20 protein-coding genes are annotated in these 23,336 nt (G+C 61.7%); 16 read left to right on the top strand and 4 right to left on the bottom strand.

The genetic code is table 11. The features are described 5' to 3' along the window. Positions 1-8: 8 nt before the first annotated feature. The gene (locus QCM77_RS19755) at positions 9-1,076 is read left to right on the top strand and encodes a 2Fe-2S iron-sulfur cluster-binding protein (protein ID WP_279684551.1); all 1,068 of its coding nucleotides are present in this window, start codon (positions 9-11) and stop codon (positions 1,074-1,076) included. 47 nt (positions 1,077-1,123) lie between these two features. On the opposite strand, the gene QCM77_RS19750 is transcribed toward QCM77_RS19755, so the two are convergent. Beyond that, positions 1,124-1,927 (bottom strand): substrate-binding domain-containing protein, encoded by an 804-nt coding sequence (locus tag QCM77_RS19750; RefSeq protein ID WP_279684550.1) that lies wholly within the window; start codon positions 1,925-1,927, stop codon positions 1,124-1,126. Between the two features lie 371 nt (positions 1,928-2,298). Here QCM77_RS19750 and QCM77_RS19745 point away from each other — a divergent pair, with 371 nt between their 5' ends. The 3 genes from QCM77_RS19745 to QCM77_RS19735 all read left to right on the top strand — a co-directional run bounded on the left by QCM77_RS19745 (position 2,299) and on the right by QCM77_RS19735 (position 10,512). Continuing rightward, positions 2,299-4,788: a bifunctional diguanylate cyclase/phosphodiesterase gene (locus tag QCM77_RS19745; protein WP_279684549.1), complete on the top strand. Its 2,490-nt coding sequence runs from the start codon at positions 2,299-2,301 to the stop codon at positions 4,786-4,788. 424 nt (positions 4,789-5,212) lie between these two features. Further along, positions 5,213-10,039 (top strand): NAD-glutamate dehydrogenase, encoded by a 4,827-nt coding sequence (locus tag QCM77_RS19740; RefSeq protein WP_279684548.1) that lies wholly within the window; start codon positions 5,213-5,215, stop codon positions 10,037-10,039. A 152-nt stretch (positions 10,040-10,191) separates the two neighbouring features. Further along, a complete protein-coding gene (locus QCM77_RS19735) occupies positions 10,192-10,512 on the top strand; it encodes a hypothetical protein (RefSeq protein ID WP_279684547.1) in 321 nt (106 codons plus the stop codon). 169 nt (positions 10,513-10,681) lie between these two features. On the opposite strand, the gene QCM77_RS19730 is transcribed toward QCM77_RS19735, so the two are convergent. Both QCM77_RS19730 and QCM77_RS19725 read right to left on the bottom strand, forming a co-directional pair. Further along, complete coding sequence (locus tag QCM77_RS19730) at positions 10,682-11,545, bottom strand: hypothetical protein (protein ID WP_511337206.1); 864 nt, start codon at positions 11,543-11,545, stop codon at positions 10,682-10,684. A gap of 128 nt (positions 11,546-11,673) precedes the next feature. Beyond that, positions 11,674-12,924, bottom strand: a complete 1,251-nt coding sequence (locus tag QCM77_RS19725) for a hypothetical protein (protein ID WP_279663363.1) — start codon at positions 12,922-12,924, stop codon at positions 11,674-11,676. A gap of 88 nt (positions 12,925-13,012) precedes the next feature. Between QCM77_RS19725 and QCM77_RS19720 the strand changes: the two genes are divergently transcribed. The 3 genes from QCM77_RS19720 to QCM77_RS19710 all read left to right on the top strand — a co-directional run bounded on the left by QCM77_RS19720 (position 13,013) and on the right by QCM77_RS19710 (position 14,163). Next, a complete protein-coding gene (locus tag QCM77_RS19720; protein WP_279684545.1) occupies positions 13,013-13,531 on the top strand; it encodes a recombinase family protein in 519 nt (172 codons plus the stop codon). A gap of 126 nt (positions 13,532-13,657) precedes the next feature. Next, entirely contained in the window at positions 13,658-13,780 is a 123-nt protein-coding gene (locus QCM77_RS19715) for a hypothetical protein (RefSeq protein WP_279684544.1), read from the top strand. 233 nt (positions 13,781-14,013) lie between these two features. Continuing rightward, a complete protein-coding gene (locus tag QCM77_RS19710; RefSeq protein ID WP_279666251.1) occupies positions 14,014-14,163 on the top strand; it encodes a hypothetical protein in 150 nt (49 codons plus the stop codon). 630 nt (positions 14,164-14,793) lie between these two features. On the opposite strand, the gene QCM77_RS19705 is transcribed toward QCM77_RS19710, so the two are convergent. Continuing rightward, positions 14,794-15,372: a hypothetical protein gene (locus QCM77_RS19705; RefSeq protein ID WP_279684543.1), complete on the bottom strand. Its 579-nt coding sequence runs from the start codon at positions 15,370-15,372 to the stop codon at positions 14,794-14,796. 279 nt (positions 15,373-15,651) lie between these two features. Between QCM77_RS19705 and QCM77_RS19700 the strand changes: the two genes are divergently transcribed. The 9 genes from QCM77_RS19700 (at position 15,652) to QCM77_RS19660 (ending at position 23,040) form a co-directional block, all read left to right on the top strand. Continuing rightward, positions 15,652-16,902 (top strand): tyrosine-type recombinase/integrase, encoded by a 1,251-nt coding sequence (locus tag QCM77_RS19700; RefSeq protein ID WP_279684541.1) that lies wholly within the window; start codon positions 15,652-15,654, stop codon positions 16,900-16,902. Positions 16,903-16,973: 71 nt separating this feature from the next. Next, entirely contained in the window at positions 16,974-17,771 is a 798-nt protein-coding gene (locus tag QCM77_RS19695; RefSeq protein ID WP_279684540.1) for a hypothetical protein, read from the top strand. A 133-nt stretch (positions 17,772-17,904) separates the two neighbouring features. After that, positions 17,905-18,132 (top strand): helix-turn-helix domain-containing protein, encoded by a 228-nt coding sequence (locus QCM77_RS19690; protein ID WP_279684538.1) that lies wholly within the window; start codon positions 17,905-17,907, stop codon positions 18,130-18,132. A 278-nt stretch (positions 18,133-18,410) separates the two neighbouring features. Then, complete coding sequence (locus QCM77_RS19685) at positions 18,411-18,692, top strand: winged helix domain-containing protein (protein ID WP_279684537.1); 282 nt, start codon at positions 18,411-18,413, stop codon at positions 18,690-18,692. Next, entirely contained in the window at positions 18,689-18,916 is a 228-nt protein-coding gene (locus QCM77_RS19680; RefSeq protein WP_279684536.1) for a hypothetical protein, read from the top strand. The genes QCM77_RS19685 and QCM77_RS19680 overlap by 4 nt, the downstream gene beginning before the upstream one ends. 2 nt (positions 18,917-18,918) lie before the next feature. Next, positions 18,919-21,780, top strand: a complete 2,862-nt coding sequence (locus QCM77_RS19675) for a DUF927 domain-containing protein (RefSeq protein WP_279684535.1) — start codon at positions 18,919-18,921, stop codon at positions 21,778-21,780. Beyond that, positions 21,777-22,421: a hypothetical protein gene (locus tag QCM77_RS19670; protein ID WP_279684534.1), complete on the top strand. Its 645-nt coding sequence runs from the start codon at positions 21,777-21,779 to the stop codon at positions 22,419-22,421. The genes QCM77_RS19675 and QCM77_RS19670 overlap by 4 nt, the downstream gene beginning before the upstream one ends. Beyond that, positions 22,418-22,771, top strand: coding sequence for a helix-turn-helix domain-containing protein (locus QCM77_RS19665; RefSeq protein WP_279684533.1), 354 nt, complete (start codon positions 22,418-22,420; stop codon positions 22,769-22,771). Before QCM77_RS19670 ends, QCM77_RS19665 begins: the two co-directional genes overlap by 4 nt. A 59-nt stretch (positions 22,772-22,830) precedes the next feature. Continuing rightward, positions 22,831-23,040 carry a hypothetical protein gene (locus QCM77_RS19660; RefSeq protein WP_279684532.1) on the top strand — a complete coding sequence of 70 codons (210 nt, stop codon included), beginning with the start codon at positions 22,831-22,833 and terminating at the stop codon, positions 23,038-23,040. Positions 23,041-23,336 lie beyond the last annotated feature (296 nt).

Raw genomic sequence — 23,336 nt, 5'->3', positions numbered from 1 at the left:
AAGTCACTATGGCGCGGCGAGCAGCGGCCTGCTCGCCGAAATTCGCGGCGCCCAGAGGCCTCGCGATGAAGGGGCATTGTCGGCTCGTCCTCAACGGCAAGCTCGTCGAAGCCCGCGCCGGCGAAAGCTTGATCGACGCGGCGCTCGGTGGCTCGATTCTCATTCCACACGACTGCAGATCGGGACAATGTCAGAGCTGCCGCGTGACGGTCGTTTCGGGCGCGGTCGATGACGGCGGCTCGGGCCATGGCCGCACTGTGCTCGCCTGCCAGGCCGCGGTCGCAGGCGATGCGGAGATCGAATTCGAAGAATTGCCGGTACCGATGAAGCGGGCGGGCGCCGTTACCGAGATCAACGAGCTCTCGCCAGAGATCGCCGAAGTCGTGCTGACGACCTCGGCGCCGCTCGAGTTTCGGCCGGGCCAATATGTGCGCGTCAAGTTTTCCGGCTATCCTGCGCGCGAGCTCAGCCCGACCTTCAGACTCGATGGTTCCTTCAAGCAAGTCGAACTCGTCTTCCACATCCGGCGCCTGCCTGACGGCACCGTGTCGGGGCAGTTCGGCAAGGCCATCAGGCCCGGCCATGCGGCGCATGTGCAAGGCCCGTTCGGACAAGCCTATCTGCGACAGGGCCAGGGGCCGCTGGTGCTGGTCGCTGGCGGAGCAGGCTGGGCCCCGATCTGGGCGCTGGCCCGCTCGGCGCGCTCGACCCAGCGCAACCGCGAGATAGTGGTCGTCGCCGGCAGCCGGGATGCCGATAACCTCTATATGCTTCCCTCGTTGCAGTGGCTGATCGACGACGGTGTCCGCGACGTCATTGCGACGACGGAGGTCGGATCCACCCTGCCGATCAGGCCCGGCCGCCCATCGCACTACCTGCCCCTGCTCGGGCTGGAGGATACGGTCTACGTCGCCGGCCCCGTTGGTCTCGTCGATATCGTGAAGAACAAGGCGCGCTCGGCCAATGCGCAATGCTACGCCGATCCTTTCCTGCCGAGCTCGCAAACCTCATCGCTGATGGACAAGGTCACCCGTCTATGGCGAAGCCGGGAGCAGCCTCATCGCCCCAGTCTGTGAGCCGATGCCGAGCTCAGCAGCGCCGGCGGCCAGCGAGCCCCGGCGGCTCACGGCTTGACGGGCAGACTACCGAGGCCGGTGATGACGTCGGCCGCCTTCTGCGTATCGGCAAAGCGTAGAAAGGCCAAGGCGTCCGGATCCTGCAACGTCCTTAAATAGATCAGCGCCAGCACCACGCTCGAGGGATAATCCGCGTCGGTCGGGTAGTGGCCGTCCACGCGAAGCACTGTGAGCCCTTGTTCCAACGGCCGCGAGAAGGGGCCGAAGCCGATCGCGCCTTGAACATCGCGAACCGTCTCGATCGCTTCCTGTGTGGTCGTCGCCGTCTTCGATTTCTCGGTGATCTCGAGATCATGCCAGCCGGGCATGCTGGCCCGTAGTACGGTGAGAGTGCTGTCCTGGTCCTCGCGCCGCACGACGCGGATGCGTATATCGGCGCCGCCCAGCTCCTTCCAGTTCGCGAGGCGGCCCGAATAGATCGCAACGAGCTGATCGCTTGTGACGGCACTCACCCCACAGGCGGGATGGACGATGAAAGCCGATGGCAGGCGGGCGATCGCCTTGTAGACGATGCCGGAAGCCGCTTCGGCGTCGGTCAGGCCGCGTGCGACGCGCCCCAAGATCGCCTTGCCGGACCCCACGGCCGCGATGCCTCCGCCAGAACCGATGCTCGGCGGGACCTCGATCCGTGCCGATCCTTCCTGCTGCATGAAGCTGGCGGCGACGACGCGCAGGACATCGATGCCATCTCCGGTCCCGACGATGTCGAACCGGCGTGTTTCGGCGCTAGCGGCATTCACCCCCGCAAGGCAGAGGCCCAGAATTGCCGCCGTTATCCTCGAAAATGCCATGGCAGACCCCTTCGAACCACGAGGTGCGCAATCTGGCAAAGAAACCTAAACCATCTGTTGTCGCAACGCCGTGCATTGGGAATCATCTGTGGCGGACAGAAGCACAAAATTTGATGGTTTCAAAAAACCGATTGTTAATTAGTCAACCACAAATAGCCGATAAATAGACGATATTGAATGTTTCGCTCGCCTAAGGTCGCCCTGGAACACGCTCAGGGGCCTCAGTGAGCGACATTGACTGGCCCCGCAAGTTCAGGGTGCTGGCGGTGGCGGCGATTGATACGGATTCGGAAAAGGCATCGAGGGCGCCACCCCGTTGGCGTCATTGGCTCGTTCCGTCCGCGATTCCGGGTTTCCCCTCGTCTATCGCCATGCGCCTTGTTGCCGTCGTGCTCGCGACCGGCATCCTCGGGCTCGGCCTCATCGGTGGCTCGACGGCGCTACGCCTGCAGCAGCAACTGAGGCACCAGGCTACGGCACTGGGTGAACTCTCAGAAGACCAGCTCGCTCATCGCCTCGACGGCGAGGCGCAGTTGGCGCGAGCGCGAATCGAGGCCCTAGGCGCAGAAACCGCATCTCGCCTGCGTCAGATCGCTCAGCGCGCCGATGTCGCCAAGGCGGTCGCCTCGAACAACGATGTGACCATCCGCGAGCTGCTCAGCATCGTTGCTTCGACCTCCGGCTTCGAAAGGCTGATCGCCTTCGACGGAACCGGTCGCGTGATCGGCGCCAACACGTCCCTCGACCTGCTCGCGCTGAACCAGGCGTTCGAGGGTACCGCCCTCTCTGTCAATCTCAACCCGATCCTCAAGGACAATAGCCGCTCGCACCCGCAGGGTGAGGAAGGCACCTATGAGCTCAAATTGCGTGAATTGTCAGCGCTCGGCCTGCCGCAGCGCCAGACCATAGCGCACACCGCGATCGAGCCCGTGTTTGACGATTTCGGCGACCTCGTCGGCGCGCTTGCCGCCATCCGACCGCTCGGCCGCACGGAACGGACTCTCGAGAACTTCACTTCGCTAGCCAATGCCGGCGTCGTCATCATCACGGGTGACAACGAGATCGTGTCTTCCGCGGGGCCTGAAGGGGTGAGATTCAGCGGCGCCAGGACGCGTTTGGCCGGGCTGCAGCGCTCGGATGACGGCAACTACGTCGCGCGCTGTGTCGATTACGAGGCGACGCTCAAGGTGTGCACGTTCGCGAGCGCATCGCTGGTGACGACGACACGCGATCAGATGTTCCAGATCGGCGCGTCCCATACGCGTTCGCTGATGTGGCAGTTCCTGGCTTCCGCGGCGCTGGCGCTCGGTGCCTTGGTCGTCGCGCTGTTGGCCGCCGTGAGGCACCTCACGAAAGGACTTTCAGCGCTCGCCAAGACCGCCCAGGAAATCGCGGGTGGCAATCTCGACGTTCAATTCCACGCAACGGGCATCGGCGAGGTCCGCGGCCTCGGCCTCGCATTCGAGCAAATGCTGACGCATTTGCGGGCCAGCACTCGAAGAATTCGTCAGCTCGCTTTCTACGACACGGTGAGCCGCATTCCCAATCGGGAGAAGATGCGCATCGATGCGCCGACGCTCATCGGCGCGGAAGAGGGCGCAGCGCTGTTCTTCCTCGACCTGGATGGCTTCAAATCCATCAACGACACTTTCGGGCACAAGGCTGGCGACGAGTTGCTCAGGATGGTGGCCGAGCGCTTGAGCAATTTGCTGGCGTCCAAGGGCGCTCCAGGCAAATGTCTGCTCGCCCGGGTCGGAGGCGACGAGTTCGTCGCCATCATCGCCGGGGTGAAGACCGTCGAGGCCGCGAGCCTCAGTGCCCGCGAGATGATCGAGACGCTGCAGGTTTCCTTCAAGCTGCAGAGCAACCATGCGACCGTCGGCGTCAGCATCGGCATCGCGATCTGTCCCACCCACGGCACAACCTATGACGATCTCCTGATCCGCGCCGACCTTGCGATGTACGCCGCGAAGAGCTCGGGAGGCAATACCTACGCATTCTTCACTCCGGATCTCGCAGAGGTCGCGCGAGCCCGCCATGCGCTCGAAACCGATCTTGCCTTGGCGATCCGCAATGAAGAGCTCGTTGTCCATTACCAGCCCAAGGTGTCCTGCTCGGATGGCCGCATCCTGGGGGTGGAGGCGCTGGCGCGCTGGCATCACCCGAAGGAGGGCAACATTCCTCCTGCGCGCTTCATCAAGATCGCGGAAGAGATCGGCCTCATCATGGAGCTCGACCGCTTCGTGCTGAGGCGCGCGCTCGCCGAAATCGGGGGCTTTATCCGAGCCGGCTCGAACCTCGTGCTCGCCGTAAATGTCGCAGCGACGGAAATCGAAGACCCGCTGTTCATCAGGGATATCATCACGGCCGTTCGCGAGGCCGACTTCCCGCCGCCAAAGCTCGAGATCGAGATCACAGAGTCGGTCGCGATGCGCAATCCTGACGTCGTGCGCGAGAGAATAAGCCTGCTCAGGCAATTGGGCATACGCTTCGCAATGGACGATTTCGGAGCCGGCTATTCGAATCTTTCGACGATGGCGAGGCTCCCCTTCGACGCCGTGAAGCTCGATCGCACGCTCGTGGCCGGTGTTGCGGAAGACCGCGAAAAGCAGACGATCCTTCGCCTGGCGCTCGGACTTGCGGACGAATTGGGGTTCGAAACGGTCGTCGAAGGCGTCGAAACGGCCGAAGACCTCCGGTTCGCGGCCGAAAACGGCGCGACCATGGCGCAAGGCTATATTTTTTCTCCGCCGGTATCGCTCGAAGAGTTCGCCGTCCTGCTCCAGCCGCGCCGTTTGGCTTCGGCGGTCGAAGTGGTGCCCAGGCGAGACGGAGCGGAGCGGAAGACTATGATCCGCTGAGGCGTCGGCGACGATGCCGGCCGAGTCGATGACATCAACCCTAGATGCCGATCGGCGATCAAATACCCACCGATCCATACCGGAGCTCTGCAACAATTCGCGGCTTTGTACTGAATGGTGGGAAAATGGCGCACCATTCAGAACAAAACTACGAACTCATACACAATTGAAATTGCTTGTGATTTTCTCAGCCGCGATGGTTCGACGGCCGTCGGCGCCGACTTCGGCCCCACGCACTGCAGTAGGGAATTTCAGCACGCCTCACGACAGCGTGCGCTTTTCGCTCTCGGATCGTAGTATTGTCGTTGAGAGCTGTTGAAGCTTCGAGACCGAGGATTTCGCGCACGCGCTCGATCGCGGCGCTCGAAGAGATGCACTCCAGAATCAAGCTGATGATCGCGGCTGCGGTCGGACGGCGCGGCAAATGGAGGACATGATGGCGTGGCGTGACGACAAGGCCCGGGCAACCCTGATCCGCGACGCAGCGGGCAGCGTGCCGCCGGGCAAGAGCCCCCGGGCCTTTGCCGAGCCCTTGTTCGGCTACAGCAACATCGAGGATCTCGACAATTTCGATGCCGCCTCCCTCGCCCTCCTGGCGGAGCATGCCTGGGAGCACGTGCAGCGACGCACGGCCGGCAGCGCCGATATCCGCGTCGCCAATCCGATGTTGCCGAACGGGCGCGAGATTTCCGTGCTCGAGATTCTCAACGACAACAAGCCCTTCCTGTTCGATTCCACCATGGCGGAGCTCGCCGAGCAGGGCATCGAAGTCACCCTCGTCGCTCACCCGATCATCGCCGTGGAGCGCGATGACGAGGGCAGGCTGCTGCGCTTCTACGGCGAAGCACTGCCGGACGGAGTGAAGGGCGCGCGCGAAAGCCTGATTCACCTCCACATCACCCGCCTGGACGCCGACGCCGATCGCCAAAAGTTGATCGACGGCCTCACCAGAACGTTGAACGACGTGCGCGCCTGCGTCGTCGACTGGCGCGCCATGCGTGACCGCGTCGAGGAAGCGATCAAGACGTTCTCTTCCAATCCGCCGCCGCTGCCGATCGACGAGGTCGCCGAAGCCAACCAGTTCCTGCAATGGCTCTGCGCGGACAATTTCACTTTCCTGGGCGTGCGCGAATATCGCTTCTCGCCCGACAGCGAGGCGTCGGACGACATCACGACCGGCGAAGGCCTCGGCATCCTCCGCGATCCGGATACGAAGGTCCTGCGCCGCGGTAGCGAAATGGTGGTGATGACGCCGGAAATCCGCGAGTTCATGCACGAACCCACCCTGCTCATCGTCATCAAGGCCAACGTCTCCAGCCGCGTTCATCGTCGCATCCGCATGGATTATGTCGGCATCAAGCTCTATACGCCCGACGGCCGGCTGGAGGGCGAATTGCGCGTCGTCGGCCTGTTCACCTCGGGCGCCTATACCCGCTCGGCACGGCAGATCCCTTATGTCCGCCACAAGGTGACGCGGGTGCTGCAACGCGCCGGCTTCGACCCGAACGGCCATTCCGGCAAGGCGTTCATGCATATTCTCGAAGAATATCCGCGTGACGAACTGTTCCAGATCGACGTCGACACGCTCTACGATTTCGTCATGGAGATCCTGATCCTCTACGAGCGCCCGCGCGTCCGGGCCCTGGCGCGGGTGGACAAGTTCGATCGCTTCGTCTCCATTCTCACCTTCATTCCGCGCGAGAAGTACGACACCGACGTCCGCACGCGCGTCGGCGCCTTCCTGTCGCAGGTCTACAAGGGGACGCTGTCGGCTTCCTACGTATCGTTCCCTGAAGGCGCGCTTGCGCGCGTCCACTTCATCATCGGGCGCTATGAAGGCAAAACGCCCGTCGTCGAGCGCGCCACGCTCGAAGCCGGGATCAGCGCCATTGCCGCGACCTGGGCCGACAAGCTGAAGGCCGCGCTCACTGCCTCCACCGATGGCATGCGGGCGCGCATGCTCGCCAATCGCTATGCCCGGGCCTTTAGCGGCGGCTATACCGAGGTGTTCGGCGCGGAACAGGCGATCGCCGATATCAAGACCGTCGAAAAGCTCACGCCAGCCCGCCCGGTGACGATTTCGGTTCACCGCTTCGAAGGCGAGGACGATCCCAGGCGCTTCGGGCTGAAGGTGTTCTCCGACGCCGCACCGCTATCGCTGTCCTATCGCGTGCCGGTGATCGAAAATCACGGACTGCGCGTGGTCAACGAACGCACATATCAGATCGTGCCCGGCAACAGGCCGGAGCCGGTCTGGCTCCACGAGATGACGATCGAGACCAGCGACGGCCAGCCGATCGAGATCACCCCGGAATTCAGCCATCGCCTGGAAGCATCGATCATGGCGGTGGTCACCGATCGCGCCGAATCCGATGGATATAACGCCCTGATCCTGCGCACCGCCCTGGGCTGGCGCGAAGTCTCGACCATCCGGGCGCTGTCGCGCTACCTGCACCAGATCCGCGCTCCGTTCACCCAGGATTACATGTGGGAGACCTTGCGCAAGAACGCCGCGATCACGGCCAGCCTCGTCGCGCTGTTCCAGACCCGCCTCGATCCACGCCTCGCCTCCACCGATGCCGAGCGTTCGGCGCGCGAGACGGCCCTCCTTGGCGAGATCGAGGAACAGCTCAAATCCGTCGCCTCGCTCGATGAAGACCGCATCCTGCGCCGCTTCACCAATCTGGTGCAGGCGACCATCCGCACCAATCTGTGGCAGATCGGCGAGGATGGACATCCGCGTCCGGTGATCTCCTTCAAGTTCGACGCGCGCAAGATCGAGGACCTACCGGCGCCGCGACCTCGCTACGAGATCTTCGTTTATTCACCTCGTGTCGAAGGCATTCACCTGCGCTTCGGCAAGGTTGCGCGCGGCGGCTTGCGCTGGTCCGACCGGCCGCAGGATTTCCGCACCGAGATCCTCGGCCTGGTGAAAGCGCAGCAGGTCAAGAACGCCGTGATCGTGCCGGTCGGCGCCAAGGGCGGCTTCGTGCCCAAGCGCCTGCCGCCGCCTTCCAATCGCGACGCCTGGCTCGCGGAAGGCACCGAGGTCTATCGCATCTTCGTTCGCTCGCTGCTCGAACTCACCGACAATCTCGACGGCGACATCGTCGTGCCGCCCGAATCCACCGTGCGCCATGACGGCGACGACCCCTACCTCGTCGTGGCCGCCGACAAGGGCACCGCCACCTTCTCCGACGTCGCCAACGCGATTTCGGCCGAGAAGAACCATTGGCTCGGCGATGCCTTCGCCTCCGGCGGCAGCCAGGGCTACGATCACAAGAAGATGGGGATCACGGCGCGCGGCGCCTGGGAAGCGGTCAAGCGCCACTTTCGCGAGCTCGGCACCGACATTCAGACCGTGCCGTTCACCGTGGTCGGCGTCGGCGACATGTCCGGCGACGTTTTCGGCAATGGCATGCTGCTCTCGCCGGCGACAAAGCTCGTGGCGGCATTCGATCATCGCGACATCTTCATCGATCCCTCGCCCGATCCTTCGATCAGCTTCGCCGAACGGCGGCGCCTGTTCGACCTGCCGCGATCGAGCTGGCAGGACTACGACAAGTCGCTGATCTCGCAAGGCGGCGGCGTGTTCTCGCGTACGCTCAAGGCGATCCCGCTCGCACCGGAAGTGAGCGCCCTGCTCGATCTCGACAAGCCGCAAGCAACGCCGTTCGAGGTGATGACCGCGATCCTGAAAGCGCGCGCCGACCTTCTGTGGTTCGGCGGCATCGGCACCTATATCCGCGCATCGGGAGAGAGCGACGATCAAGCTGGCGACCGCGCCAACGATCCGATCCGCATCGCAGGCGCCGATGTTCGCGCCCGGGTGATCGGCGAAGGCGCCAATCTCGGCGTCACCCAGCGTGGCCGCATCGAAGCCGCGCAGAAGGGTGTCAAGCTCAACACCGACGCCATCGACAACTCGGCCGGCGTGAACACGTCCGACGTCGAGGTCAATATCAAGATCGCGCTGGCACGCCCCGAACGCGAGGGACGCCTCAGCCCCGCCGACCGCAACAGCCTGCTTGCCGCAATGACCGACGAGGTCGGCGCGCTGGTGCTGCGCAACAACTACCTGCAGTCGCTGGCGCTCTCGCTCGCCGAACGCAAGGGAGTGACCGAGACCGGCTTCCTTACCCGCCTGATGCAGTCGCTTGAGCAACGCGGCCTGCTCAGCCGCGCCGTGGAATTCTTGCCCGACGACGCAGCGCTCACCGAGCGCACACGGCGCGGCCAGTCCCTGACGCGGCCCGAGCTTGCCGTGTTGCTCGCCTACGCCAAGCTGACCCTCTACGACGACCTGCTCGCCACCAGCGTGCCGGACGATCCTTATCTCGCCCGCAGACTGTCCCTATATTTTCCGCGCGAGGTTCCGGACAAATTCCCGACCGCGGTCGAGCTCCATCGCCTCCGACGCGAGATCATCGCGACCAGTCTCGTCAATGCCGTGATCAACCGCGGGGGGCCGGCCTGCGTCGTGCGCCTGACCGACGATACCGACGCCGATATCTCGACCATCGTCATGGCGCAGGTGGCGGTGGACGCGATCTACGAGCTCAGGCGGCTCAATGACGCGATCGACGCGATCGACACACGCATCGATGGGCAGTTGCAACTCGGCCTTTACGCGGCGATCCAGGATCTCCTGCTCTCCCGCATGGTCTGGTATGTGCGCAACGTCGATTTCAAGGACGGGCTGGAGGCCGTCGTCGCGCGCTTCGGCCCGGCGATCCGCCAGATCGTCGCTGGACTCGATACCACCCTGCCGCCGGACTTGCAGGCCGTGCGCACCAGGCGGCGGCAGGAGCTGACCGACGCCGGTATTCCGCCCGGCCTTGCCGGCGAGCTCGCCGAGCTCGACGCTCTGGTCTCGGCACCCGATATCGTGACGGTTGCTGAGCGCACCAGCCGCCCGATCGGCGATGCCGCCGCGACCTTCTACGCTGCGGAAGCCAATTTCCGTCTCGACCGCATCATCGCCGCCGCGCGCAGCGTGCCGGCAAACGATTATTTCGAACGTATGGCGATCGATCGCGCCGTTGAGCAGATCGCTGGCGCCGAAAGAAGACTGGCCGCGGATATGCTGGCAACCGGCCGGTCCGGCCAGCAGGCTGTCGAGACCTGGCTCGCGGCTCACCCCGAAGCGACGCGCATCCGCCGCTCGGTCGAGGAGATTGCTGCCAGCGGCCTGACGCTCGCCAAACTGACGGTGGCGGCGAACCTGCTGGGGGATCTGGTCAAAGCCTGAGGGCGTGGGAGGCAGCGATGTGAAACTTAAAGCGCGATGAGATGAGGATGAATCATCATCGCGCTTTTAGGTTGTTGTTTGAGCATGATCTTTTCGGAAAACCGCTTCGCACTTTTCCGGATCATGCTTTAGCCGGCGAACGGAGGAATCCAATGATCCACGCGACGTGCCATACCGCCGATAATGTCCGCTGCATCGAGTTCGATGCCACACCCTGGTTCAGCGAGGCTGACGCTCCGAGCATTATCGATCTGGCCCAACGAGGGTGGGCCAGCACCGCGATTGCAGATTCCCTCGAGCGCCGACGCGGATACGAACGCCTGCACGACCTCGTTGAGTATGCGGCGAAGCGACTGCAACCCGAATCTCTGGAGGACCCAACCTGGGAAACCTTCGCGTGCGTCGTCGATGGACCCGAGGCCGTGGCGTGGCTCGAGAAAAACCGGCCCGAAATCGTGGCAAGGATCCCGTAAGCCAAGGCAATGGCCGCGGCTGATTGGCAACATCGCAAACGAAGCGAAAATGGCGCGCCCGGAACGAGGCGACCGACGAACAGCTTCCGCATTGAAAAATCAGCAGAAATAGACTTAGCTACCAAGCCGATCGTACCACTACTTGTGACCACCTTCAACCTGTACCGCCTCAGTGAGCCTTTCGGATGGAGGGTAGTTCTTCGCGTGGACGCGCTGGAATAATCACAGCTCTATCCCTCCGCAACCATCCCCTGCGCCCCCACTCGTCATGCAGCAACGCAAGCCGCAACCCGACCTCGCGGGTGGTGTCGATTGCCCCTTTCGATAACGGAAATGACATTGGCGGCAAGAACAGCTTGGTATCCCTTCCACCAACTGGTGCGTCAAAGCGATACTTCCCGTAGACGTCAGGTATTTCGTCAGCAAATTCGGCTAATGAGCAGATGAGTGCGACGCGACCGAAGACGCCGCTCATCGTCAGCGCATTCTCGCTCGGCGGCGTATCGAGACCCATAGGCCAGTCGTTGAAGTCTGGATCGTTGCTGTGAGTGAGCGCTACCGCGAGCAACATGTCTGCCCGAACTTCATTGAACGCGTTGGCCTCGGCTGCTCGCTCGCGAAGAGTGTAACGACGCGTGTACAGGCCCTCTGGCTTGTTGGTCGCAGCGGCCCATTGCAATCCTTCGAATTTCCATAGCCAGCGCACGAGCAACTCAGCTTCATTTTCACTGAGGGCCGCTCCCTGCTCCAGCTGTCGAAATACTTCGGCCACCGGCCCCTCGAGTGAAGTTCCAAAGGTTTCGTTGCAGTGTGCGCACAGCGGTATAGTCGCCTTATCCGGGTCTACTGTTTGCCCATCAAGCCAAGTGATCCCTTCGTGGTGAACTTTCGCACACTCAATGAGCCACTGCGGGAAGAAATGCTCCTTTGTCATCGGCAACCCGACACGGTCGCAGCCGGAGCAGCGCAATTTCAATAGGCGGCGCGACGTCCGCTCTACTGCCTCGGCCTTTCGACGGTCGTGCCGGTTCATTTCGCTGCTACCACCGCGACTACTTCACTCTCTGGGAGAAGGATCGGAAGCTGGCGACGAGGGTCTTCCCCCATGGGTTCCCTTTTGCTTCCAGGATGCGAACGGTTGCGCCAGCGTTGAGTGTGTCTCTACGCCAGCGCCGCACGCAGTGTTGGAAAGAAAGTGGATATTGGGGTCTCAACCGCTTCAGGAGCTTCGAGCGCTCGCCTTATGTGAGAGGATATATCCGTTTGATATGTGCCAATGCGCGGCGCGAACGAATAGATGTCGGATGTGTCTATAATGACGGTCCTCATCTGGTTCACGTCGAATGGTATCGTGTCCGCCTTCCGAACAATCTGTACGATGGGCAACCGCATCATATGGCGAATGGCCAGCTCATAGAAGACGTTGGGGTTGTGGTAGGACATATCGACGATTACGAGCCGGGCCTTGACCAGAAATTCCATGATCTGCTTGGTGATCATACCCGGCTTGTCTATCTGGTCGGCGCGCACCAGTGACAGCCCAAACGATGCTACGGCTGGCTCGATGAGTGTGCCCATGAATAGGTCGGAGTGCTGGCGATACTCACTATCAACGGCGCCGATAGGACTGATGTAAAAGCACGTAGCTTCGAATTTGGCGTGGTCTGCGGTGATGACAGCACCAGCCGGGGGCGGCGTTGTTGGCGGTAGACTGGATGACGAAGGCGCTCCCAACGTCGTCTGTCCTGCAGGCTGCTGAATAGCATCCACCGCCGCGTCTTTCGAGACGAGCCGTTCAGCACCGGACAGCATCGCTAATAGGCCAACATAACGCGCATTGAGAATGAATGTTTCCACGGCCTCCGGCGCGGCATCTTTGCTTGCACCCAACTCCATAGCGGTATCGATCAAAGCCGTTTTCGCTGGCAAAGCCCTGCCCACAAATCGCTCATGGAGCTTCGCGAAAATCTCGATGTCCTCTATCGATAGCTTGATCTTTGCACGTAGCTGGTCACGTGGTGGTATCTGCGGGTCAACAGTACGTATACCGTCTTGCGTCAATTCAAGCGTTTCGCCGGCGTAATTGCCTTTGATGAGCCCGTACTTGTTTGCGTTTGTCACCAACATGCGGCTCGCGCCGCTGTCTGGCGACTTACCGATGTGGTCGAACAGCGAAAGCCTGCGTACGACTTCACCGCTTCCGAACTCGAACATGCTCTTCACAAAATCGATGCTGTCCTCGAAGGGAGCGGCCGGGAAGCTGCGCACCGTGCGCTTGCGCCGCGCGACCTCCTTTTCAACCTTCTCATTTGCGGCTGCGATGCTTTCCGAGGTAGCCGTTCCCTTGCGTGCCATTCCCTGCCCCCTATTGCCGGTTCCCAGATAGCACTCGCGCAAATAGACAAGCAACATGACTGCTCGGTCCGCCGGGGGGCCGAGGGGGCTGGCGCCAGAGCCCTGCCATTCGAAGGAGCACTGTCCGTTTGGGTGCTATGCGCGCGTGAGCACGACCGACCAGAACCTTGACGTGCAGGAGAGTGCGTTGCGCTCGGCAGGCTGCGACCTGATCCGCTCAGAGAAGCGCAGCGGCACAACGACCACAGGCCGGATTGAACTGCGTACCGTGCTCGACTTCCTCCGCGATGGTGACGTGCTGATGGTTACGCGTATCGACCGGCTCGCGCGCAGCATCGGTGACCTTCAGGATATCGTACGCACCGTGAAGGCTCGTGGAGCTTCGCTCAAAGCCACAGAGCAGCCCATCGATACCAGCACCGCAGCAGGCAAGTGCTTCCTCGATATGCTCGGCGTCTTCGCTGAGTTCGAGACCAACCTTCGTAAAGAGCGTCAGCTTGAGGGCATCGCCGACGCTAAGGCGCGCGGTGTCTATCGGGGGCGCAAGGCATCAATCGATCCTGCGAAGGTCAAGGCGATGAAGGCTGAAGGCATGGGCGCGTCAGCTATCGCAAAGGCGCTCAGGATCGGTCGTGCTTCCGTCTATCGCGCTCTTGAAGTCTGACGTGGCCCCTGCGCAGGCTTCTACCGCCCCATCGCGCTGGCGACACTCTTAGGCTCACGCCGCCACGTGGCACGGCATGACTGTCAATAACCCCTCGACCCTTCAGCCCAGTAAGGAAGCCCACAGATGGCCGTAGCGATAGCACTCACGATGATGGTGGCCGGGACCATCTCAGTGGCGCTGGAGTGCGCAATAGCAGGCTCAGTGCTGCTCGGCGACGCGGTGCTGATGGCGCGTTTCGCCACGTGAGCGTCGGAGGCCCAGATTTGAAACGGGTCCCCTTTTCGCACGGGACCCCTATTTCCCGAGATTTCTGAGGTGAACTTCAAGTTCTCCGGGTTTAGGATCATTTGGCTGCTCGGCTGAAGCAGCGCTTGAGAGCGCCCGGGGTTTCTGAGGGACTGTCATCGTCATCCGGCCACGCCTTGGCCATGATTTCGAGCGTACATTCGCCAAATCTGGGCGATGGCAGGGCAGTTGTAATGACGGCTCAGTTCCGCAAGACCGCACAAACCGCACAGGAAGAGTATGAGGAGCAAGTTCGCATCCTCGTCCGTATCGTTTCAGTCTGCACTTCGGGGCTGTTTGCTTTCGCTGCAGGCCTGCTGATTGGGACCTTTCTGTTTTCGTGATCGAAAATCCATGACCGGCCCTTCGGGCGCGGTTCTGTTTGGTTCGGGCCGCACGAAGGTTACAAGTTTCGCACGATCCAGTCGGCGCAGCGAGATCAGCTGCGCTATGCGAAATGCATGGCAAAGCGCGACTACGTGCGCGCCGTTGGACGGCAGCCACTGATCCATGTCGTTAAGTGTCAGCTGTCGTAACAAGCATCCCTCGGAGCGGTCGACATCGCCCGGTGAGGTGTCCCAAGAACACCAAGGCCCACGTCGTTCCCCGCCAGAAACCGTTTACATGGCGCTGGGTGACGCCAGGAATCCGCAGGAGGGGCCATACGTGGGGTAGCTACACGGGGGGGGTAGCTCGGGCGCACCCGAATGAATCAGCGCGTCTCCTAGGAATCCTGAGAGGCATATGGTGGAGGATGGTCCGAGGAGCGGGAAAGTCCGTCTCTCTTACACGCAAGTGGCGCCCGTGGACCCGCTCCGCTCCACGGAAAACGTTCCACGTTATGGAGGGGTGGGGTTGGGTAACCTCAGGTGCCTCCTAGGTGCTAGGTGCCCTCAGGTGCCCTAGATTGGAGTAGGTGGTAACTGCCACCACCACCCACACAGCCTAAGACCTCCCAAGAGCCCTAGGTCTGCCTAACCCACCGCTGGATAGACCTTGAGTAGCGGGGTTACGCCAATAAGGTCCTTGAACTGTTCTTCAAGCAAGCGCCGAGCAACAGCGACCTTCGACCTTGGGACGAGGATGCTGTCGTGTACGGGTGCCGATGGGATGGAGTGCTCAGTTGCAAGGCGCACCATGGTTGAGATGATCACTTGGCTCTCTCGGTACATCAGCTCACCGTAGCTACTGGGAATCCCGGGAGCCGTCTGGCCCCACGAGGCGAGCAGCGGATGCCTAGCTACCGTCGCTTCGCGCACGCGGGCCACAGGGTACTTCTTCGGATCAATCCCCCAGCCCTCAGTGTGGTACTTCTTGGAGAAGCCCTTCTTTAGGTCGGCGGACCATTGACCCAGCAATCCCCGATTACCGAAGGACGCGTTTATCTGAAGGACGCGTTTATCTAATGAGCGCTTCAGGTGCTTCTGAGTGCCCTTGCCGTTCTCCAGTACTTGCGCGACCACCGCCTGCAGCCCCGAAGGCTTGCTAGGCACTGTCTTCCGGGCGCACCACGTCCCGTGTCTGTCTTTGATAACGCCCATCAAGATACGCACGATTTAGACCACCGCTTGTGACCACCACGCGGCAGCTAAGCGCTTGTATCTGCGTTACTTATTGATCTTCAAGGAGAATTTGCGTGACTGGCGCGCCCGGAACGATTCGAACGTCCGACCCTCAGATTCGTAGTCTGATGCTCAAAACGGTGGGGTACGCATCGGGACGCTTGAATAGGCTTGGTTCTCGCTTTATTCTGCGGAAATGTCCCCCTCCGGTCCAGTCAGTCCCGCTGCATCCCGCGAATTTGTGTCCCCGGCGTGTCCCCGTGGGGACGCATGAAGAAGCTGCTGACTGACGCCTATTGCCGCGCAATCGAGCCCCCTGCAAAGGGCAGGCTTGAGGTTGCTGACGTGCGCTGCGCTGGCCTTGTGCTGCGCGTAACAAAAGGGGGCGTTTCGTCATGGGGGTTTCGCTTCCGCGATCCGCTCACCAGGCGCACGCTGCGCGCGACCCTCGGCAACTATCCCGATATCGGGCTTTCCAAGGCTCGATCCGACGCCGACGACATGCGCAAGCAGGTAGCGAGTGGCACTAACCCCATCGAAGCGAAGCGAACTGCCCGAGCGGACGCCGGGTCTCGTGAGTTTGCGGTACTTGCCGAACGCTACATCATCGAGCACGCCGAGCGGCATAAGCGTCCCAGGTCTGTCGCTGAGGACCGGCGCAACCTCGATAAGCACGTTCTGCCGAAGTGGCGAAAGCGCGACTATCGGAAGATCCGGCGCGCCGACTGCATCGAACTGCTTGAGGGCATCGTTGCGGCCGGAACGCCTACGGCGGCCAATCGCGTTCACTCGCTCGTTTCCAAAATCTTCTCGTTCGCGATCGATTGCGACCTGAGAGAAGATAATCCCATGGTCCGCCTCAAGAAGCGGGGGGTGGAAAAGACCGGCAAGCGCGTGCTCGACGATAGCGAAATTCGGACCTTCTGGAGGAAGGCGGTCGACAAGCCGATTTCACGTCAGACCGGACTGGCCCTCAGGCTCGCACTCCTGACTGCCGGCCGAGCGAACGAGGTTGCCGGTTGCGAACTGTCTGAGCTTCATAACCTGAACCAAGCCAGTGCCGCCGGCTGGGCCATCCCCGCGGAGCGTGTGAAGAATAAGCGGGATTTCTTCATGCCTTTATCTTCCTTAGCAGTGGAGACCATCAAGGAAGCCATGTCGCTGCTACCCAAGGGCGCGAAGGTTCTCTTCCCCTCACCTCGCTCAAAAGACAAATCGCAGTCGATCAGCGCCCACGCTCTCACCGTCGCGATGGCGCGGCTTGCCGAGACGATGGACGGGAAATGGAGCGAGGATCCTCCCTCCCCTCACGACTTGCGCCGGACGGTCGAAACCAGAATGTCGGCGCTTGGTGTCAAGAAAGAGGATCGGGATGCATGCTTGAACCACAAGGCGCGCGACGTGGGATCTGTGCACTATGATATGTATGAGCGACAGAAGGAAAAGCGCGCAGCGTTCAATCGCTACGCGCGGGAGATAGCGAGAGTTTTGGCGGAGACGCCGAAGAACCGGCACGGCTAGGGTAGCTCCCGAAAAGCTGGTCCGCACCAGCCTGCCGCGTCGTCACCATGCGGAGCACTAGCGGAGTGCAAATGAGCAACAAAGGGAAGCCGAGACGGCCCCTCGAGTCCAATCGAGTGATGTCGTCATTGGCAGGACACCTTAGCTATGAAGAGCGGAGGGGGCTTCGACGCGTCGAAATCGATATGGAAGGCAAGGGGCCCGAGAGTGCGAAAGAGCTGGCTAAGAAGTTAAACTATGCGGCTAACCGCTTACTCCAAAAAGCTGGCGAAAAATCTCTAGAAACCGTCATGAACGAGGCAAGGGCGAGTAAGGCCAACGATCCTGAAGCTGCCCTTGATCAAGCACTTGCCGCCTGGGTTGCCGGCCTGACGCTAAAGTACGGATTTTTTTCGCCGGCAACATTGGCGGCGAGGTTGCTTGGACACAGCGCATCCCTCACCTCAAAGTTGACCAACGCCTTAGTTCCTGAAGGTGGGTTGGACGATGCCGCGGCCGAGGCCGCTCTGACCGAGCAACAAGCGATGATGGCGCAAATCTACGGATTGGCGGACGCGTGGCACTGGTTTCATATGGAGGTGTTCGGCGAGCACGAGCTTGCTTACGCCAAGCGGAAACACACGACCGGCACAGCAAAGGGCTCTGCGGCCACAGCCGAAAAGGCCGCGAAGCGCGCGCGGATCATTAGCGTGGCGATCGAGGGCGCGCGCGAGGCTGGCCATGTCGATATGAATAACGCTTCGGCCGTCGCCAGAGCGATCAAAATCAGCGTTGACGAGGAATGCGTGAGAGAGGGTCTGCCTAGGGCGCTGAGCATGGATTCCTTCGTCAAGGCAGTTACCTCTGTCCTTAAAAATGGAAAGAGCTAAGTCCTTTCTGATGTTCACGGCTGAAACGGCTTAGCCCTTTCCCGCCGCCTATATTCCACGGAATCAACGAAGCAGCCAGTTTCGGTGCGTGCCCTGCAAGTCCGCAGGCCACTGTTGAAAAACAGGACGCACCATGCCGCCCCCCCAAACCGATCAGCACGAGCAAGCAGTAAAGCTTGCGTACACCCCGGAAGAGGCCGCCGCCGCTACCGGCCGCAGCCGCACGCGCATCTACAAGGCTGTAAGGGACAAAGAGCTTACCGCCCGAAAGGACGGCAAGGCGACAATCTTTGAGGCCAGTGAGCTGCGGCGTTGGCTGCGGACCCTCCCGGCTATTGGTCGCGAAGCGACCGCTGCCTGATCCCACCCCCTCCGAAAAAGAAAAACCCGGCGGCTCGACTTTCTTGGCAGTCAGCGAGCGCACCGGGCCTTCGAAAGGCTTCCAACAATGCAGACACATAGCAAGTCGCCACTCGCAATCCAAGACCTTTCCAGCTTGCCCCTATTTAGCTGGCGCTCGGCCGTAGTCCGCAAGCCGGCAACGAGGGCGGGGCAATTCCTCGCTTCTCGATACTCGCTCCCGCCGGGCCATGCCGATTTGATCGCGGCCCTTGCCGGAATCGGAGGGGTGGCCGAGCGATGACAGACAAGATCAGGATCAAGCTGCCTGACGGATCGCTTCAAACCTTCGCCGGCCGCGAGGCATGGACGCTTCGCCATCTCGTCAATGCAGGGCCGCAAGGCCTCACTACTATAGACCACCCGGCGCCGCGCTGGAGCCACTACGTCTACAAACTGCGCCGTGCCGGTCTCAGTATCTCGACGGACTATGAAGCCCATAAAGGTGATTTTCCAGGCAGCCATGGCAGGTATCGTCTCGAGACTGCGATCGAGATTGTTTCGATGGAGGGCGCGTCATGAGCCCTCCTTTAATCGTGAGAACGCTGACTGTCTGCTGTGGCCGTGAAGTGCTCGGCTTCATTCATGAACTCGGGCGCAAACGCTTCTCAGCCTCGCTCCCCTCCGGTCGCGAAGTGCCCGGCGTCTTCTCGTCATCCTCCGATGCCGCTCAGGCAATTGATGATGCACGCAAGGCAGAGTCGAGCAATCACCCGCTTGCCGAAAAACTCAAAGGAAAGTTCTGAACATGGGCGCCATTCACAACGCCTTCGCTCGGCATGAGCGCGTGGATTTTAGTGCGGTGAGTTCCGCCGCTCTGGGTGCGCTGGACTTCATCGTTCCGAAGTTGTTGCCGGGTGGCTATCGATCGGCGGGGGAATGGGTTTCGCGTAACCCGACGCGCGTTGATGGCCGGCCCGGCAGTTTCAAGGTCAACATGAAGACTGGAGTTTGGAGCGACTTCGCGACCGGGGACAAGGGCGGCGATGCTATCGATTTAGTCGCCTACCTTGAGGGCAAGTCCAAGCTGGACGCGGCCCGGGATCTGCAAAGCCTCCTGAACGTGAAGCCGGCCGAGGGCTCGTCGACGCTGACGGGCAACATGCGCTCGGCGCCGAACAGGGCGGACAAGGTTGCGGCCGAGCCGAACGGCGCGCGCGTCGCTCCAACCTCGTTCCCTCCCCGCACAAAACCGGACCAGGACGGCAAGCCCCGCTTCGTTTCGGCTGGCGACGAAGGCCCGCGCATTCGCGACGATGAAAAGCGCCGGCACAGCTATTGCCGGGGCAGCGTCCCGGTTCGGCTGAAGATCCTCCGCAAGGACGGCAACGCTTTCAACGTGTTCCGCGTGGCCGACACTGACGGGCGGACGGGCTGGCAATATCGGAAGCCCGAAGGTTTTGAGAACGTGCCTTACTTCATTGGTCCTGACCCGTTCAGCGGTGAAGCGCCGCTGCTGTGGCCGGAAGGCGAAAAAGACGTGGACACGCTGACGAAAGCATCGTTCCGCTCCTTCACGTTCGGAGGAACTGGCGACGGGCTGCCGACCGGTTGTGCTGAGTATACGCGCGGGCGCCATCTTGTCATTCCGGCCGATAATGATGACGCCGGCAGGAAGCACGCAGAAGAAAAAGCGGCGCTCGCGCAAGGCATCGCCGTTAGCATCCGCGTGCTGCACTTCCCGGATACTCCGAAAGGCGGTGACGTGTCCGATTGGCTAGCGGCCGGTAAGACCAGCGCCGACCTTTCGGCGCTCATTGAGGGCACCGAACTTTGGCCGCCTGAGAAAGAAGCGAAGGCGAAGCCGGACGAAGGTTCGTCGACCGCCCCGGGTGATGGTGCCTCTCCCGAGGCAGAACACCCCGACGAAGAACGTATCGCGGGCCGCGCTGAGCAAAAGAAGCAATTGCCGCTCGGCTATTGCTTCTCCGACCGCGGCCTCATGCATCAGAACCCCGACGACCTGGACAAACCCGCAATTCTGATTGCTGGTCACTTCGACATTGTGGCCGAGACGCGTGACGGGGACGGCTCCAATTGGGGGGTGCTCCTCCGGTGGAGGGACCACGACGACCGCGAGCACCAATTTGCGTTGCCGCGTGCCACGCTCGCGGGCGATGGCTCAGAAGCCCGCCGCGCGCTCATGGAGGGCGGCTTTTTCATCGCGCCTAGCCAGACAGCGCGCGGTCTCTTCAACTCGTTCTTGCTTCAGGTTCGCAGCCCGAACCGAGCAAGGGCAACCCAGCGGGTTGGGTGGCACAGCAATTCCTTCGTGCTGCCGGATGACTGCTTTGCGAACGACAAGCGCGACCAATTGCTGTTGCAGAGCGTCACGGCTCACGAGCATTCGTTCCGCCAGGGCGGCACGCTCGAGAGCTGGCAGCAAAACGTCGCTCGCTACGCGGTCGGCAACAGCCGCCTGGTGCTTGCCATCTCTGCGGCCTTCGCTGGTCCGCTCGTAGGCCCGTGCTCGTCCGAGGGCGGAGGCCTTCATTTCAAAGGCGCCTCATCGACGGGCAAGAGCACGGCCCTACATGTCGCGGGGAGCGTCTGGGGCGGCGGGGATGCAAATGGCTTCGTTCGGTCGTGGCGTGCAACGGCCAACGGTCTGGAAGGTGTTGCGCTCAGCCATTCGGATACGCTTCTTTGCCTGGACGAGCTCTCGCAACTCGCGGCGAAGGATGCCGGCGAAGCCGCCTATATGCTGGCCAATGGGTCGGGCAAATCGCGAAGCACGCGTGATGGATCGGCGCGACGAGCCGCAAAGTGGCGCGTCCTGTTCCTCTCGTCTGGCGAAATCGGCCTTGCCGACAAGGTGGCGGAGGATGGGCGGGGCAAGCGGATAGCGGCCGGTCAGCAGGTTCGCATTGTTGATATAGCCGCCGATGCTGGTGCCGGGATGGGCATGTTCGAAAACCTGCACGGGTTCGAGAGCGCCGAAGGACTGGCCCGCCATCTGCGGACGGCGACACAGCAACACTATGGTGTCGCAGCCCGGCATTACCTCGGGTCGATCGTGCCCGCGATTGAGGATCTGCGCCGGCAGATTGCGCCGATCATGGCAGCTTTCAGCAGCCAGTTTGTTCCGAAGGGCGCAGACGGCCAAATCGAGCGGGTGGCCCAGCGCTTCGCCCTAGTCGCCGTTGGCGGTGAGTTGGCGCAGCAGCGCGGCATCGTGCCGTGGAAGCCCGGCGAGGCCATCTCGGCGGCGGGCAGATGTTTCAACGACTGGCTGGCTGCCCGCGGCGGGCATGATGCCGCAGAGGTTCAGGACGGTCTGGAGCAGGTGCGTTCCTTCCTGCTCGCGAACGGCATGGCCCGCTTCATTCCGGCTTGGGAAGCGGACCAAGATACTCGCATCCACCCGCGCGACGTTGCCGGCTATCGCCAGAAAGTGGGCGACGGCTGGGACTATTTCGTCACGACCACTGCATGGAAGGAGGAGATTTGCCGCGGGCTCGACGCCCGCCGGTTGGCGGCCACGATGGCGACGAAGGGCTACATGGATGCTCCCGATCCGGCGCGCCGCGCGAAGCACGTTCGGGTCCCTGGGCATGGTCAGTTGCGCCTCTATCACATCGTCTCTCAGCTTCTGGAGGACGGCGAATGACGCATAGCTTTCCTGACTTCACTTCTCACGTGCTCGACCTGCTGAAAAATACTGGTCCCACTGGTCCCACTGGTCCCACCCCGAGCAAGCCGTTCATTGAAAAGGAAAAAGCCGGGACCAGTCGCTGCAAAGAGGTGGGACCAGTTGAAAACGACTGGTCCCATCACGGCGCAGTGAGTGGTCCCGGCAAATCTACTGCGGGTCAATCACTTAACGATAGTGGGACCAGTGGGACCAGTGGGACCACTAATTTTGCAGGGGTTGAGGATGACGGCGAGCGAGGCGGCGCGCCGTCAGAATGGCATGCGATTTTGGGGGAACTAGAGCAGCGAAATTGTCCCGATTGGATGAGCCCTGAGCGGTGGGATTTCCTCCTCGGTGACGCCGAAAGCTTTCTATCTCGATGGGGGCGCGCGGCGCACGCGATGGGCTGGACAGCGCTGGATCTCTACGGGGTTCATCCGTTCGCGCCCGCTTCGCGCTTCGACGCGATGGGGTTCCTCTTCCTCGTGCAGGGCGGTTCAGTCCCCGTGATCACGGCGCACTCGGCAACGATCCATCGCCGGACCGGCGCGCATCTCACTTATCGCAGAAAGCCCGCTATGACAGACGCGGTCCTGGTCACAAAGGTGCTCGCATGAGGCCGCCAGAGACGCAGGAGTGGTTCACGCTCAAGCCGTTCGATCGAAACGAGGCCATAACTGTGAAAGAAGCGGCCGCAGTCGCCGGCAAATCGCCAGGCACCATTCGGGAATGGTGCAAGAGCTACGGTGTCGGCCGGCGAGTCGGTGACGGCACATGGTGGGTTAGCAGGGTCGCGCTTGCCATGTTCCTTGATGGCGACAAGGCCGCGCTGAACTCTTATCTGGCAGGTGATCGGGTCGGCGAGAGGGTGGTCTCCTATTTCGACCGGTTTGATATCCGGCCTCAGCATGCGCAGCCGCGTCAGTCTTGTGAATTTCCTCGATTGTCACGAGGCAATCAGCCTTAGCGTGGTGAGACCACCACGCATCGACAATGCTCCACGCAAGGTACGCATGGAGCCGGCAGATGGTCGAAGCGCAATCCAAAAAGTCTGAGCATCCGCCACGCCGCTATACTGACCAGCTTAAGCTGCGCGTGCAGCCGGCGCTGACTAAGGCGCTCGATTTGGCCGCAGCGAGCCAGTTCACAACTCCATCTGAATACGTGCGACGCAGCTTGGTTGATCGCTTGCGGGCCGATGGCGTCGATCTTCAACAATTCGCTAGAGCTGTGTGATGGTTCGTCGCGGTCAACGAGCGAGCCTACGGTTAGGCGCGGCCCTGGGCGCGTTCGGCCTCTTTGTTTCGAGCCCGGCTCCCGCGAGCGCGTCAGATGTTGCGCACACGGTGAGAATTCGCAGTGGCGATGTTTGGCTGAATAGGGCCACTCGAATTGTTCTGCTTGAAGGTCGGTCAACCGTTCACCTGCCGACCGCCAACGAAAAGAACCTGCCAATCCTGGTCGTCGTACTCAAGGACGCTGCGGTGGGTAGCCGCGTGCTTGTGGATGGACAAACCATCCAGGGGGTGGGG

This window comes from Bradyrhizobium nivariense (genome assembly GCF_029846695.2).
Classification (GTDB): domain Bacteria; phylum Pseudomonadota; class Alphaproteobacteria; order Rhizobiales; family Xanthobacteraceae; genus Bradyrhizobium.
This window is presented reverse-complemented; position numbering and strand designations above follow the sequence as displayed.

What these genes read in the sequence shown, in the direction of transcription:
- QCM77_RS19660 (WP_279684532.1), top strand. Translation starts at nt 22,831, where the DNA reads ATGGTCGAAGCGCAATCCAAAAAGTCTGAGCATCCGCCACGCCGCTAT.
- QCM77_RS19725 (WP_279663363.1), bottom strand. Translation starts at nt 12,924, where the DNA reads ATGTTGCTTGTCTATTTGCGCGAGTGCTATCTGGGAACCGGCAATAGG.
- QCM77_RS19700 (WP_279684541.1), top strand. Translation starts at nt 15,652, where the DNA reads ATGAAGAAGCTGCTGACTGACGCCTATTGCCGCGCAATCGAGCCCCCT.
- QCM77_RS19745 (WP_279684549.1), top strand. Translation starts at nt 2,299, where the DNA reads ATGCGCCTTGTTGCCGTCGTGCTCGCGACCGGCATCCTCGGGCTCGGC.
- QCM77_RS19755 (WP_279684551.1), top strand. Translation starts at nt 9, where the DNA reads ATGGCGCGGCGAGCAGCGGCCTGCTCGCCGAAATTCGCGGCGCCCAGA.
- QCM77_RS19685 (WP_279684537.1), top strand. Translation starts at nt 18,411, where the DNA reads ATGACAGACAAGATCAGGATCAAGCTGCCTGACGGATCGCTTCAAACC.
- QCM77_RS19715 (WP_279684544.1), top strand. Translation starts at nt 13,658, where the DNA reads ATGGCCGTAGCGATAGCACTCACGATGATGGTGGCCGGGACCATCTCA.
- QCM77_RS19670 (WP_279684534.1), top strand. Translation starts at nt 21,777, where the DNA reads ATGACGCATAGCTTTCCTGACTTCACTTCTCACGTGCTCGACCTGCTG.
- QCM77_RS19735 (WP_279684547.1), top strand. Translation starts at nt 10,192, where the DNA reads ATGATCCACGCGACGTGCCATACCGCCGATAATGTCCGCTGCATCGAG.
- QCM77_RS19690 (WP_279684538.1), top strand. Translation starts at nt 17,905, where the DNA reads ATGCCGCCCCCCCAAACCGATCAGCACGAGCAAGCAGTAAAGCTTGCG.
- QCM77_RS19750 (WP_279684550.1), bottom strand. Translation starts at nt 1,927, where the DNA reads ATGGCATTTTCGAGGATAACGGCGGCAATTCTGGGCCTCTGCCTTGCG.
- QCM77_RS19730 (WP_511337206.1), bottom strand. Translation starts at nt 11,545, where the DNA reads ATGAACCGGCACGACCGTCGAAAGGCCGAGGCAGTAGAGCGGACGTCG.
- QCM77_RS19680 (WP_279684536.1), top strand. Translation starts at nt 18,689, where the DNA reads ATGAGCCCTCCTTTAATCGTGAGAACGCTGACTGTCTGCTGTGGCCGT.
- QCM77_RS19665 (WP_279684533.1), top strand. Translation starts at nt 22,418, where the DNA reads ATGAGGCCGCCAGAGACGCAGGAGTGGTTCACGCTCAAGCCGTTCGAT.
- QCM77_RS19675 (WP_279684535.1), top strand. Translation starts at nt 18,919, where the DNA reads ATGGGCGCCATTCACAACGCCTTCGCTCGGCATGAGCGCGTGGATTTT.
- QCM77_RS19695 (WP_279684540.1), top strand. Translation starts at nt 16,974, where the DNA reads ATGAGCAACAAAGGGAAGCCGAGACGGCCCCTCGAGTCCAATCGAGTG.
- QCM77_RS19740 (WP_279684548.1), top strand. Translation starts at nt 5,213, where the DNA reads ATGGAGGACATGATGGCGTGGCGTGACGACAAGGCCCGGGCAACCCTG.
- QCM77_RS19710 (WP_279666251.1), top strand. Translation starts at nt 14,014, where the DNA reads ATGACGGCTCAGTTCCGCAAGACCGCACAAACCGCACAGGAAGAGTAT.